This window comes from Kribbella sp. CA-294648, from assembly GCF_050943845.1.
In the GTDB taxonomy this organism is placed as follows: Bacteria; Actinomycetota; Actinomycetes; order Propionibacteriales; family Kribbellaceae; genus Kribbella.
The window spans coordinates 115,525-128,236 of the sequence record NZ_CP191981.1 but is presented as its reverse complement, the minus strand read 5'-3'; the positions used below and the strand labels follow the sequence as shown (position 1 = coordinate 128,236).

Here is a 12,712-nt window from a genome sequence, read left to right as displayed (position 1 = left end):
GAAGCCCGCTACGGATTCTCTACGGGTGCTGTCCGTAGCGGTGGCTACTGTTGCAGCGTGTACTTCGGGGTGCTGGGGCCGCTGCTGGTGCGGACAGACGCGGGCGAGCCGGTCGTCGTGCCTGACACCAAAGTGCGGGCGTTGCTGCTGGACCTCCTGGTCAACCTCGGCAAGCCCGTCTCGGCCGACCGGCTGATCGATGACCTGTGGGGCGACCGACCGCCTCGCAACGCCTCCGGCACCCTGCAAGCCCGCGTGTCTCAGCTCCGTACTGCGCTCGCGCGGGCCGAGCCGGGCGGTCGGGCTCTTGTCACGCACGGGCCGGGCGGCTACACGCTGGAGGTGCCGCAGGAGGTTGTCGATAGCAACAACTTCGAGCGGTTGGTGAGCGGGGCGGCTGGGCGTGTCGAGGTGCTGCAGGAGGCACTCGGGTTGTGGCGGGGGGCGGCGTACGCGGAGGTCGCTGATCGCGAGTTCGCGCGGGCGGCGCGGGATCGGCTGGAGGAGTTGCGGCTGACCGCTACCGAGGATCTTCTCGAGGCTCGGTTGAAGGCTGATCTCTTGCGGGGGGATGAGGCCGGGCGGGGGACGCTGCTGGGTGAGGTCGCGCAGCTTGTGGTGGAGCATCCGTTGCGGGAGCGGGTGCGGGGGATTCAGTTGCGGGCGCTGTATCGGGCCGGGCGGCAGGACGAGGCGCTGAAGGCGTTCGCGGAGTACCGGGAGTTGCTGGCTGAGGAGCTGGGCGCTGACCCAGGGCCGGAGCTGGCCGCGTTGCATCAGGCGATCCTGCGGCACGATCCCGCGTTGACCGCGGGCGCTGCGGTGGCCGTGAGCCCGGGAAGTCGACTGCCGGCGCCGGTGAACGAGCTGATCGGGCGGGAGGATCTGCTGACGGAGGCTCGGGCACTGCTGGAGCAGACACGCCTGCTGACGCTCATCGGATCAGGTGGAGTGGGGAAGACCCGGCTGGCCTTGGAACTGGCCCGCGACACCGCAGCAACAGGCACTGGGGGCGGAGACGCAGCGCGGGCGGGGGCTGCGGCTGAGGCGGGCGGGGTTGCCGCTGGAGCGGCCCTGGCTGCAGCTGGAACGGGCCGGGCCGTCGGTGAAGCGGGCGGGGTTGCCACTGCGGCGGGCCGGGGTGTGGGGCAGGTGGTTTTGGTGGAGTTGGCTGCTGTTCGGGATGTGGATGTGCTGGACGCGGTGGCTGCTGCGGTGGGGTTGCGGGATGACGTGGTGGGGGTGCCGGCTCCGGCGGTAGGGGTGGCGCTGTGCCAGCGGTTGGTCGAGGCGTTGGAGGCTCGGCCGACTCTGCTGGTGCTGGACAACTGTGAGCACCTTGTCGATGCCGTAGCCGACTTCGTGGGGATTTTGCTGGCGGAGACGCCGGGACTGCGCGTGCTGACGACCAGCCGCGAGCCGCTGGGTCTTGCAGGCGAGCACCTGTTGGAGGTGAACCCGCTGGAACCTGAAGCTGCCGCCCGCCTGTTCCGCGACCGAGCGGCCGCCGCCGGCGCACCTCTCCAGCCACTCACCACAGACGGAGCTGCTGTTGGGGTTATCTGCCGACGGTTGGATGGGATTCCGTTGGCGTTGGAGTTGGCGGCTACTCGGGTCCGGGCGCTGGGGGTGCAGGGGCTGGCTACGAAGCTGGACGACCGGTTCCGGTTGCTGGCGGGTGGACGTGGAGTGCCGGAGCGGCAGCGGACTCTGCGGGCGACCATCGACTGGAGTTGGGAGCTGCTGAGCGAGGAGGAGCAGACGCTGCTCCGGCGGCTCGCAGTACACGCGGACAGCTTCAGCCTGGAGGCTGCGGAGGAGGTCGGCGAGCTGCCGGCCGAAGTACTGGCTCGGCTGGTCGACCGGTCGTTGGTTGTCTCCACGGGAGGCCGGTATCGACTGCTGGAGACTGTCGCCGCCTACAGCATCGAGCGGCTGGTCGAGTCCGGTGAGGAGCCACGGTTGCGGCGCCGCCATTCGGCGTACTACGTGTCGCTGGCTGAGCAGGCGGAGCCGCATCTGCGTGGCGCCAACCAGCGGCTGTGGTTGAGCCGGCTGGACCTGGAGAGTGCCAACCTGCGGCTGGCGCTCCAGCACGCGTCGCCGGCGACTGCGCTGCGGCTGGTGAACGCCATGGCCTGGTACTGGTACCTCCGCGGACGCCTGGGCGAGGGGAGGCGCGCCTTGGCCGCTGCGCTCGCAGTACCGGGTCCTGCGAGTGCTGCGCGCGCTGCGGCGACTGTGTGGAGTGTGGGGTTCTCTGCGACGGCAGCGGACGGGAACAACCTGACGGCGGCCAGTGAGGCGGCGCTGGCTCTGTTTGAGTCGGTCGATGATGCGCAGGGTCGGGCGCGAGCTGAGTGGTTCCTGACGGCGACGCAGTGGGCGTACGGCGATGGTCGTGAGCTGATGGAGCGGGTTGACCGGGCTATTGCGACCTTCGAGCGGCTCGGGGACCGGTGGGGGTTGGCTGCTGCGCTCAGCACTCGGGCGCAGTTGTCGTTGACGCACGCTGACCTGCCTGCGCTGATGAAGGACGGCCTGCGGAGTGCAGAGTTGTTCGAGGAGCTTGGCGACGGGTGGGGGTTGTTGCAGGCGAACTACTCGCTGATCGTGGCTGCGGAGATCTCTGGCGACTACCCCACGGCTACCCAGCGGCTGCAAGACGCACTGCGGCTGGCGGAGGAGCTGGGGATGTGGACGGAGGTGTCGTTCCGTACGTCGGGGCTGGGGCGGATCGCGATGCTCACCGGGGACTACGACCGGGCCGACGAGTTGCACGAGCGGGCGCGGCGACTGGCGATCGAACAGTCGAACAAGTCGGCGGAGGAGTATGCCGAGGTCGGCCTCGGGATGACGGCGCGCCGGCGGGGTGAGCTGGACAAGGCGGAGCAGCACCTGGCGAAGTGGCTCGGGTGGTTGCGGCAGATCGGCGGGACGGCGGGGGTGTCGTTCATCCTCACCCAACTCGGTTTCATCGCAGACCAACGGGGAGACCACGCCACAGCCCTCCAACTACAGGCCGAAGCCCACACCACAGCCCTGACCACAGGAGACGAACGAGCCATCGCCCTGGCACTGGAAGGTCTGGCGAGCGCGCACGCCTGTGCCGGTCAAACAGGAAAAGCAAGAGAACTTTTGAAAGAAGCGGAGGAGTTGCGGTTGCGGGTGGGGGTGCCTTTGGGGGTGGGGGAAGGGTTTGATGTGGAGCGGGTTCGGCGGCGGATTGGAGGGTGGGCTTGATGGTTGAGTGGGTTGGGTTGGGGTCTGGGTTGGATGGGGACTTGGTGGTTGATGAAGCCGGCGTGGGCGAGGTTTCTCGGGATGCTGGGCGGTATCTGAGGACGACGCCGCGGGCGGTCTTGCGGCCGGGGTCTGTGCGTGACATCCAGGTGATGGTGGAGTTCTGTGCGCGGCGTGGGGTTTCGGTGGCGGCTCGGGGGTTGGCTAACACGACGCACGGGCAGGGGCTGGTCGACGGGTTGTTGGTCGACATGCGGTCGCTGAACACGATCCATGAGATCCGGGACGATCGTGCGGTGGTTGATGCGGGAGTCGACTGGCTGACGCTGACCAACGCGGCGCATGAGCGTGGCCTGACGCCGCCCGCACTCACGGGATTCCTCGGCCTCAGCCTCGGCGGCACCCTGTCGCTCGGCGGGATTCCACCCGCGATCCAGTCCGGTGGTCAGGTGGACAGCGTGATCGAGCTCGAGGTGGTCACCGGTACCGGCGAGCTGCGCCAGTGCTCGGCAACGCAAGACCGCGAACTCTTCGAAGCCGTTCTCGCGGGACTAGGGCAGTACGGAATCATCACCAAGGCGACGGTCGGCCTCGGACCGGCGCCCGACCAGGTCCGCGGGCACGAACTCACCTACCCCTACATCAGCGACTTCTTCAAAGACTTCCGGACGCTGCTAGGACGCGCGGAGATCAGCGAGATCTACGGCGACTGGTGGCGGCCGGGTGAGCACGGCGAGATCCAGCACCTCAACGCCTTCACCTTCCACTCACGGGCCGAGCCGCCCGACGACGCCCACCTGCTCCGCGGTCTCACCCCGAGCGCCACGGAGGTCAGCCAGACCGACTTCCTCCCGCACGTGACCCGCATCGACGTCGCTGTCGAGCAACTGCGCGAGCTGCTCGACTGGGACAACCTGGCCAAGCCGTGGCTTACCGTTTGGTTGCCGGAAGCAACCGTCGAGCAGTACGTCACCGAGGTGGTCGGCAACCTGACCCCGCGGGACATCGGCACCGGCGGATTCGTCCTGCTCTACGCCCACCGCCGCTCCCGCCTGACCAGGCCGTCGCTCAGCCTGCCGCAGGACGACGGGGAATGGGTCTACCTCTTCACCGTGATGACGGCCGGCCAACCCAGCACGGAGTTCGCCCACGAGATGCTGGCCCGGAACCGCCGCCTGTACGACCGGGCCCGCGCGCTCGGCGGCACGCGGTACCCGATCGAGTCGGTCCCGTTCAGCCAGGACGACTGGGCGGACCACTACGGCGCCCGCTGGCCAGGACTTCAGGCACTGAAGCAAAAGCACGACCCGGCCGGCATCCTCACTCCCGGCCCGGGCATCTTCCACCAGCCAACCGGCTAGCTACTACCAAACCAAGCGGCTTACTTACCCAGCCAGGCGTCGACCTTCGCCTGGTTGTCCTTGACCCACTTCTCGGCGGCCGCGTCCGGCGTCAGCTTGTCCTCGGCGATGTACTTCGCCACCACGTTCTGGTCGTCGTTGGTCCAGTTGAACTTCTTCACCAGCTCGTACGCCGGGCTGCCCGAGTCGGCGAACTTCTTCGAGACGATCTTGTCCAGCTCGTACGCCGGGTAGTCGCAGGCCACCTTCGCCGGCACCGCGTCGCAACCGGCCGTGTAGGGCGGCAGGTCGACCTTGACCAGCTTCAGCTCGTTGAAGAACCACTGCGGCTCGTAGAAGTACCCGATCACCGGCTTCTTGTTCTTCTCCGCGTCCCGGAACGCCTGGATCAGTGCCGTCTCCGAGCCTGCGTAGACGACCTTGAAGTCCAGCTTGAGGTTCTTCACCAGCGCCTCGTCGTTGGTGACGAAGGACGGGTCACCGTCCAGCAGCTGCCCCTTGCCGCCCGACTCGGAGGTCTTGAACAGGGCCGCGTTCTTGTTGAGGTTCTTCCAGTCCTTCAGCTCCGGCTTCTCGGCCGCGAGCCACGGCGGCAGGTACCAGCCGATGACGCCCTTGTTGCCGGACAGCCCGGCCTCGACGGCGACCTTCTGCTCGGTGATGTACTTCTTCTTCAGGTCCTCGTGACCCCAGTTCTCCAGGATCGCGTCGACCTCGCCGGTGCTGAAACCCTGCCAGGAGATCTCCTCCTTGAGGTTCTTCTTCACCACCTTGCAGCCGAGCTCCTTGGTCGCCACGTACCCGACCACGGCCGCGTTCGCCTCGTACCCGACCCACGGGCTGACGGCCAGGTTGAAGGTGCCGCACTCCTTGCCACTGTTGCCGGCGGCCGGCTTGTCGGACTCCCCGACCTTCGCACCCCCACAGGCGGTCAGCGCCAGCGCCAGCGCGGTCAGCACTCCAGCAGTTCGGAGCTTCTTGGTCACCACAGGTTGTCTCCTCTAACTATTCCTTTGAACTTCCGGGTACGCCGGGCCGCGGCCTGGGTGATCCGGTCGAGCATCACGCCGAGCAGCACGATGGCCAGCCCGGCAGCGAGTCCCTTGCCGTACAGCTCGCTCTGCGCGAAGCCGGCGGCGACGTCGTACCCGAGGGCGCCGGCCCCGACCAGGCCGCCGACGACGACCATCGAGAGGACGTAGATCAGGCCCTGGTTGACCGCCAGCGTGATCGCCCGCCGGGCCACCGGGAGCTGCACCTTGCTGATCACCTGCCAGGTGCTGGAGCCGACCGAGTTCGCCGCCTCGACGGTCGCGACGGGTACCGCCCTGATGCCGTCGGCAACGATCTTGGTGGTCACCGGTACGGCGAAGACGACGGCGGCCGCGATCGCGGTGAACCGGCTGGTCCCGAACAGCGCCAGGAACGGTACGAGGTACACGAACGGCGGCATCGTCTGGCCGGCGTCGAGCACCGGCCGGAGCCAACTGTCGGCGCGATGGTTGCGACCGGTCCACACGCCGAGCACGATCCCGACGGCGACCACCACGACGGTGGCGAGCAGGGTCGAGGCGAGCGTGACCATGCTGTCGTGCCAGACCCCGGTCGCGACCAGGAGACCAAGACAAACAGCAGCCGGTACTGCGCCTCGCCAGCTGCCCAGCAACGCGGCCAGCGCCACGACCACCACGGAAACCAGCCACCACGGCGACTCTGTGAGCAGCGCTTCGAGCGGGTTGAGAACGCCGTTCGTCACCACGTCGCGGACGCCGAACGTGAAGCCGCCGAAGACGTCCTGCACCCAGGTCGTCACGTCAGCCGCCGCGACGGCGATCTTCGAGCCGATATTGGCACCGGTCGGGAACTCGGCCGCCCACAGATAGGTCCGCGAGAACCACACCGCCACGAGTGCGCCGATCGCCCCGACGCCGAGCAGCACCTTGCGCCGCAGGCTCGCAGTACGCCACGGGCGGTCGCCGGCCGCGGTGGTGACCCGGTCGAGCACGATGGCCAGGACGACGATCGCCAGGCCGGCGTTGAACGCGACCCCGACATCAAGCGTCTGCAGCGCCTTGAGCACGGTCTGGCCGAGGCCGGGCGCATCGATCAGGGCGGCGACGGTCACCATCGACAGCGCGGCCATGATCGTCTGGTTGATGCCGACGACGACCGTACTGCGCGACATCGGCAGCAGCACCTTGAACAGGGTCTGGCCACCCGACGAGCCCAGAGAACGCGCCGCCTCGACACTCTCCCGCGGCACCGAGCGGATCGCGTGCGCGGTCAGCCGGACCACCGGGGGCGCCGCGTAGATCAGGGTCGCGATCGTCGCCGCGGCCGGGCCGATCGCGAAGAACAAGGTGAGCGGCGCGAGGTACACGAAGGTCGGCAGCGTCTGCATCAGGTCGAGGATCAGCGTCGCGACCTTGAAGGCGCGATCCGACAACCCGGCCCAGATGCCGAGTGGCATGCCCACGAGCAGCGCCAGCAACACCGCCGCGATGGTCAGTGAGAGCGTATCCATGCTCTCCTGCCACAACCCCTGCAGCCCGAGGAAGGTCAGCCCCGCCGCGGTCAGCACCGCGACCTTCCAGTTCCCGAAGGCCCAGGCCAGGTACGCCGCGACCGCGACGACCCCGAGCCACCCGATCACCGGCACCGGCCGCCCGTACGACGGTTGCGCGATGACCGCCTGCAGCAGGATGACGAGCTGGTCCACGCCGGTCCGGATCGCGTCGAGGAACGCGTTGCCGCTGCCCAGGAAGTCGCGGTGGTCGGTCAGCCAGCGATGCAGCCCGGTGGTCTCCTGACCGCCGAGCGCGAGCGTGTTGACGCCCTTCAGCAGGAACCAGGCGGCGACCCAGGCGACCAGCAGGACGCCGACGATCACCCCACGGCGCGGCCGTCGGACCTCGAGCTCGAGCGAGTTGGTGATGGAAGCCATCAGGAGGAGTGCCGGGCGGCACGCTCGGGGGCAGTATCCCGGTCCGCGACGACGGCGAGGATCTCCTCGTCGCCGATCACGCCGAGCAGTTGCCCGTCGGCAACGACCTTCACCGGCCGGTCCGCCTCGAGGACCAGCCGGGTCGCCTCGCGGACCAGGACGTCGGGGCCGAGCTCGGGGCCGTCCAGCGGTTCACCGTCGCGCGGCGGGCGGACGATCCAGCGCAGGGTGAGGACGTCGGCCCGCGGTACGTCGCGGACGAAGTCGCGGACGTAGTCGTCGGCCGGAGCCCCGACGAGTTCGTCGCCGGTGCCGAGCTGGACCGCTTCGCCGTCGCGCATCAGCAGGATCCGGTCGCCGAGCTTGAGCGCCTCGGACAGGTCGTGGGTGATGAAGACCATCGTCTTGCCGACCTCCTGGTGCAGCCGGACGACCTCCGTCTGCATCTCCCGGCGGATCAGCGGATCGAGCGCGGAGAACGGCTCGTCGAACAGCAGTACGTCGGGGTCGCCCGCGAGCGCGCGAGCCAGGCCGACCCGCTGCTGCATGCCGCCCGAGAGCTGCTCGGGGTACAGGTTCTCGTTGCCGCTCAGGCCGACCAAGTCGATCACTTCCTGGGCGCGGCGGCGGCGATCCGGCTTGCTCTCGCCGCGCACCTCGAGGCCGTAGGAGACGTTGTCGATCACCTTGCGGTGCGGGAGCAGGCCGAAGTGCTGGAACACCATCGAGAACTTGCTCCGGCGCAGCGTCCGGAGCCGCTTCTCGTCGGCGGCGCGCAGGTCCTCGCCCTCGAAGATGATGCTGCCGGCGGTGGGCTCGATCAGCCGGGTCAGGCAGCGGACGAGCGTCGACTTACCGGATCCGGACAGGCCCATCACCACGAAGACCTCGCCGGGGGCGACGTCGAAACTGAGGTCGCGGACGGCCGCCGTACAGCCGGTCTGGTGGAGCAGCTGGGAGCGGGTCAGCCCCGCGAGCTCGGGCCGGCGGGGGACCCGGGCGGCCTTCGGTCCGAAGACCTTCCACAGGCCTTGGATCGACAGCAGCGCCTCGCTGTCGTCCAAGTCGGGGTACTCGAGCTGAGCGGTCACAATGGTTCACCCTCGCATCCCGGCCACCGGGTTCGTCGTGAACCGCCGACACTATCGAAACGATAGGTCCGGAGTTCCCCCGCGGGTATCTGACTCCACAAGCTTTACCCGCTCTTACCGCGCCTCACGCGGGCCGCCAGTGTCTTGAGCCGGGGGTTCCTGCAGCAGCTCCGGTGTCCAGGTGCGTGCATCGCAAGGCGGAGGAGCGTCCTCGATGCGGAGCATCGTGGACGTTTCTCCAACGCCGCGAGGTGCGTGCCTGGGCACCGGAGCTGCGCAGGAACCCCCGGCTCAAGACACTAGGGAGTGTACGGCGGAGCCTCGCCCCAGCCCCAATGCGGGACTGGCGCCTTCGGGGGTGGGGTGGCACCGGGCTGCGAGTTCGCCAGCGCGAGCCGGGTGCCCCATTCGACGTACGCGACGAAGGCCGAGCGGAACTCGGGGTCGTCGGGCAGGCCGGCCGGGCCGGCGCTGGCGGCGATCAGCGCGGCCCAGCGGGACCGCTGCTCCTCGGTCAGGCCGAGGTTCAGGTGATGCCCGAGCATCGCCGGGTAGCCGCCGAGCTCGTCGGTGTAGCGGCTCGGGCCGCCGAACACCTCGCCGAGCCAGAGCGCCACGTGCTCGCGGTGCTTGTCACTCATGTGCGCGAAGACCGGCGCGAGGATCGGATCCTCGAGCACCTTGTCGTAGAACACCTCGGTCAGCCGGAGAAACGCCTCCGCACCGCCCGCCCATTCGTACACCGTCGGCGTCGTCATGTAATCAGGTAATCAGATCGAGGGGTTCAGGCAAGCGCCCGCGCGATTTCGAGCTGGTTCGGCTCGATCTCGTCGTCTTCGCCGCCGTCGAGGTCCCAGAGCACGTTCTGCAGGATCCGGACCATCGTCCAGCCGATCGCCCGGTCGCGCTCCAGCCCGGTCACGGCGAGCATCAGGTCGAACCGACGCCGGATCGCACCGTGCAGGTTGCCCGTCGCGACCAGGTCGTCCCAGCGGTTGCCCAGCGCCGGGAGCAGCTCGAAACACGGGTCACCGGCCAGCGGCTTCGGGTCGATGACCAGCCACGGCTCGCGCTGCGCCGCCATCACGTTGCCGTAGTGCAGGTCCCAGTGCAGCAGGCGATCGCCGGGCTCCTGCGCCAATTCGGCTGCCTGCGCGACGTACCGGCGTACGAGGGACTGTTGAGCGGGGTCAGCCAGCAGCGGGATCAGCGCTGGGGCGTCAGCCAGCATCTCCGCCACCACATCGGCGAGCGTACGCAGGCCAGGAGGAGCCGGTACTACGGTGAGCCGGGCGAGCAACTCGGCCAGGATGCGGGTCGCCTCGGTGTCGTCGGGGACGTCGTTGAGCGTCCGGGGCTCCAGTCGCTCCAGCAGGAGGGTGGAGTTCGCCGGGTCGTCCTCGAACACCTCCACGACAGCGTCGGCCGGCCAGTTCCGCAAACCGAGCGCCTCACCCTCGCTCTCCTCGTTGAACGGCTGCAGCTTCAGCATCGCGGGAGTCCCGTCGGCCCGCTCGACCGGCAGGATGATCGAGGCCATGCCGTGCAGCGGCTTGCCGTCGAGCCGCAGCTTCCAGCGATCCAGGTACTCCGCGGCCAGTGCGGGCGCGGACTCGAGCCACGGCAACTCGTCGGAGAGCGTCTCGAAGAGCGGAGCCGGTACTTCGAACAGTGGGGTCATCGTCGGCAACATTAGAGCCTGGGGCACTAGGTGTGCTTGGGTTTTGCGGTGAGCTCACTGGAGGCAAGGCATCGGCAGGCCCAGCTGGTCGTGTCGATCGTCTATCTCGGCATCCCGCTGGTCTTCCTCGGACTGACGCTGTGGATCAGCGCGAAGGCCGACACCTTCAACTGGCAAGCCGCGCTGATCCCGCTTGCGCTGCTGGCCGCCGGTTGGTGGCGGCGCGGGAAGAGTCGCTACAAACCGGTCAGCTGGAGGTGGGCCGGTTACGCGATGGGTGGCGTGACGGCGATGTTCACCTCCTTCTACACCATCGTGCTCGACTCGTCCTCGCTGTCGATGTGGTTCCTGCCGATCGGACTTGGCGGCGCAATCATCGGTGGGGCGTTGGCGGGTTACGGCTTCCGCCAGCTGATGTCTCCCGCGATCCCGGAGCTGGCCGATTCGCCGTACGAGCTGAGCTTCCGGATGCGCGGCCTGACCCGGCTGCGGCTCTCGATCGGCGCCGACCAGGTCGCGCTGCACGAGCTGATGGTGGTGCAGTCGGCCGAGGGCGGTCAGACAACCGAGCGGGACAAGGCCTACCCGTTGACGGCTGTCACCGGGGTGCACGCCGTCGAGCTGTCGGGGCACGAGCGGCTCAAATACCCCGTGACCATGAAGCTTGCGCCAGCCAGCAGCCCCGGCCCGGGCCTCATCCTGCAGGCGCAGGGCCAGGACTGGGTCCTCCCAGTCAACGACGCACCGGTCATCGCGGAAATCCTCAACCGCCGCATCGCAGCCGCCCGCGTTCGGTAGGGCCGGACCGCCACCACTCACAAAGCTGCTCTCCGCAGCCCGAGTCATACCCGCTCACGCCTGAGCAGGACCGGCCAGGTGGGTTTTGTGAGTGGTGGCGGTCCGCCCGCTGCGGCTAGTTGCCGGCGGCGGCACGTTCCTTGCGGGCCGTGTCGGCCTTTTCGGCCTGCCAGCCGTCCTCGTTCTTGCCGAGTCGCCAGTAGCCGGACAGGGAGACCTGCTCGCGCGCGAGACCGCGGTCAGCGAAGAGGTGGCGGCGCAAGCGCAGTACGAAACCGGCCTCGCCGTGGACGAACGCCTGGACCTCGCCGGGTGGGAACTCCAGCGCCTCGACCGCCTCGACCAGGCCGTCACCGCGCTCGCCACCGCGACCGGCCCGGTGCAGCCAGGTCAGCTCGACGTCGCCGGAGCCGCTGAACTTCTGCTCCTCGGTCTCGTCCTCGACCTCGAGGAACACCTTGGCCAGCGCGCCCGGCGGCAGCGCCTCGATCGCGGCACCGATCGCCGGCAGCGCGCTCTCGTCCCCGACCAGCAGATGCCAGCCGGCGGACTCCTGCGGGGAGTAGGCGCCGCCGGGACCGTTGAACCAGAGCTTGTCGCCGGGCTGCGCCTTCGCGGCCCACGGACCGGCAATGCCCTCGTCGCCGTGGTGCACGAAGTCGATGGTCAGCTCCTTGGCGGCGTCGTCCCAGGAGCGGACGGTGTAGGTCCGCATCGTGGGCCAGTGTTCGGACGGGAGCTGCTCGCGGACGGCGCCCATGTCGAGCGGGTCCGGGTACTCGACGCCGGGCTGCAGGAACAGCAGCTTCACGTAGTGGTCAGTGGTGTCGTTGTCGACGAACTCGTCGCAACTCAGCACCACCCTGATCATGTGCGGGGTGACGCGCTCGGTGCGGCGGACAACCGCCAGCTTCGCGCGGCGGCTACGGGGTGCGGGCGTGCTCACGCGACCACGGTCCTCTCGACCTTCAGGCTTGGGCGGAATTTGGTTAGGCATACCTAACTAGCCTAACCCACCCCGCCCAACCGGTCAGACGCCTGCTGTGTCGGTGAGCCGCGACCCGGCGTCGTACTCGGCGCACAGGTTGTCGTTCACGACCTGCAGCGGGAGCCGGACGCCGTAAGGCTTTCCTGTCGCGGAGTCGTAGATCACCGCCTTCACCTGGTACGCCGAACCGAACGGAACCGCCCTCGGGATCACCTGGACGGCGAGCTTCGGCAGGTGCATACCGGTGACCGCGATGCTCGACCCGTCGACAGGTGTCTCGCTGATCATGTCTCCGCCCATGTCGAGGACGTAGCCCGGCAGGACGCCGTACACCTTGCAGGTGCCGTTCGCCGTCGAGGGAACCTCGGCCGTGCCCGTCCAGGTGCCGTTCTTCAACGTGCCGGCGGTCCGTCGCAAGTGGCCGCCGATCATCGACTGGATCGGACCAGTGCCACCGGTGCGCTTGAGGAGCACAGCGAGCGATGTGTCGTTGTCGTCCAGGTTGTCAGAGTTGTATCCCGCCTTGATCGTGACCCCCACCGCGACCCGCTTGAGACCCGAGACGAGCACCGTCGAACGGCCGAGCGTCACGCTCGTGACGGTCAG

At 68.5% G+C, this 12,712-nt stretch carries 10 protein-coding genes; 3 read left to right on the top strand and 7 right to left on the bottom strand.

The genetic code is table 11. The features are described 5' to 3' along the window. Positions 1 to 57: 57 nt before the first annotated feature. Positions 58 to 3,243 (top strand): BTAD domain-containing putative transcriptional regulator, encoded by a 3,186-nt coding sequence (locus ACQPYM_RS00630; protein ID WP_433013104.1) that lies wholly within the window; start codon positions 58 to 60, stop codon positions 3,241 to 3,243. A 62-nt stretch (positions 3,244 to 3,305) separates the two neighbouring features. Next, on the top strand, positions 3,306 to 4,604 hold the full coding sequence (locus ACQPYM_RS00625) for an FAD-binding protein (protein ID WP_433013102.1): 1,299 nt from the start codon (positions 3,306 to 3,308) through the stop codon (positions 4,602 to 4,604). Between the two features lie 20 nt (positions 4,605 to 4,624). Here the strand turns inward: ACQPYM_RS00625 and ACQPYM_RS00620 are convergent, their stop codons facing one another. From ACQPYM_RS00620 to ACQPYM_RS00600, 5 genes are all read right to left on the bottom strand, one after another. Continuing rightward, complete coding sequence (locus tag ACQPYM_RS00620; protein ID WP_433013100.1) at positions 4,625 to 5,590, bottom strand: ABC transporter substrate-binding protein; 966 nt, start codon at positions 5,588 to 5,590, stop codon at positions 4,625 to 4,627. Continuing rightward, positions 5,587 to 7,548: an ABC transporter permease subunit gene (locus ACQPYM_RS00615; protein WP_433013098.1), complete on the bottom strand. Its 1,962-nt coding sequence runs from the start codon at positions 7,546 to 7,548 to the stop codon at positions 5,587 to 5,589. Before ACQPYM_RS00615 ends, ACQPYM_RS00620 begins: the two co-directional genes overlap by 4 nt. Next, on the bottom strand, positions 7,548 to 8,639 hold the full coding sequence (locus tag ACQPYM_RS00610; RefSeq protein WP_433013096.1) for a quaternary amine ABC transporter ATP-binding protein: 1,092 nt from the start codon (positions 8,637 to 8,639) through the stop codon (positions 7,548 to 7,550). Before ACQPYM_RS00610 ends, ACQPYM_RS00615 begins: the two co-directional genes overlap by 1 nt. Before the next feature lie 299 nt (positions 8,640 to 8,938). Beyond that, positions 8,939 to 9,397 carry a group II truncated hemoglobin gene (locus tag ACQPYM_RS00605; protein ID WP_433013094.1) on the bottom strand — a complete coding sequence of 153 codons (459 nt, stop codon included), beginning with the start codon at positions 9,395 to 9,397 and terminating at the stop codon, positions 8,939 to 8,941. Between the two features lie 26 nt (positions 9,398 to 9,423). After that, entirely contained in the window at positions 9,424 to 10,332 is a 909-nt protein-coding gene (locus ACQPYM_RS00600; RefSeq protein ID WP_433023509.1) for an aminoglycoside phosphotransferase family protein, read from the bottom strand. 36 nt (positions 10,333 to 10,368) lie between these two features. Between ACQPYM_RS00600 and ACQPYM_RS00595 the strand changes: the two genes are divergently transcribed. Continuing rightward, positions 10,369 to 11,118 carry a hypothetical protein gene (locus tag ACQPYM_RS00595; RefSeq protein ID WP_433013092.1) on the top strand — a complete coding sequence of 250 codons (750 nt, stop codon included), beginning with the start codon at positions 10,369 to 10,371 and terminating at the stop codon, positions 11,116 to 11,118. Between the two features lie 115 nt (positions 11,119 to 11,233). Here ACQPYM_RS00595 and ACQPYM_RS00590 read toward each other — a convergent pair whose 3' ends face one another. After that, positions 11,234 to 12,064 (bottom strand): siderophore-interacting protein, encoded by an 831-nt coding sequence (locus tag ACQPYM_RS00590; protein WP_433013090.1) that lies wholly within the window; start codon positions 12,062 to 12,064, stop codon positions 11,234 to 11,236. A gap of 84 nt (positions 12,065 to 12,148) precedes the next feature. Continuing rightward, positions 12,149 to 12,697, bottom strand: coding sequence for a hypothetical protein (locus ACQPYM_RS00585; protein ID WP_433013088.1), 549 nt, complete (start codon positions 12,695 to 12,697; stop codon positions 12,149 to 12,151). Between the last annotated feature and the right edge of the window lie 15 nt (positions 12,698 to 12,712).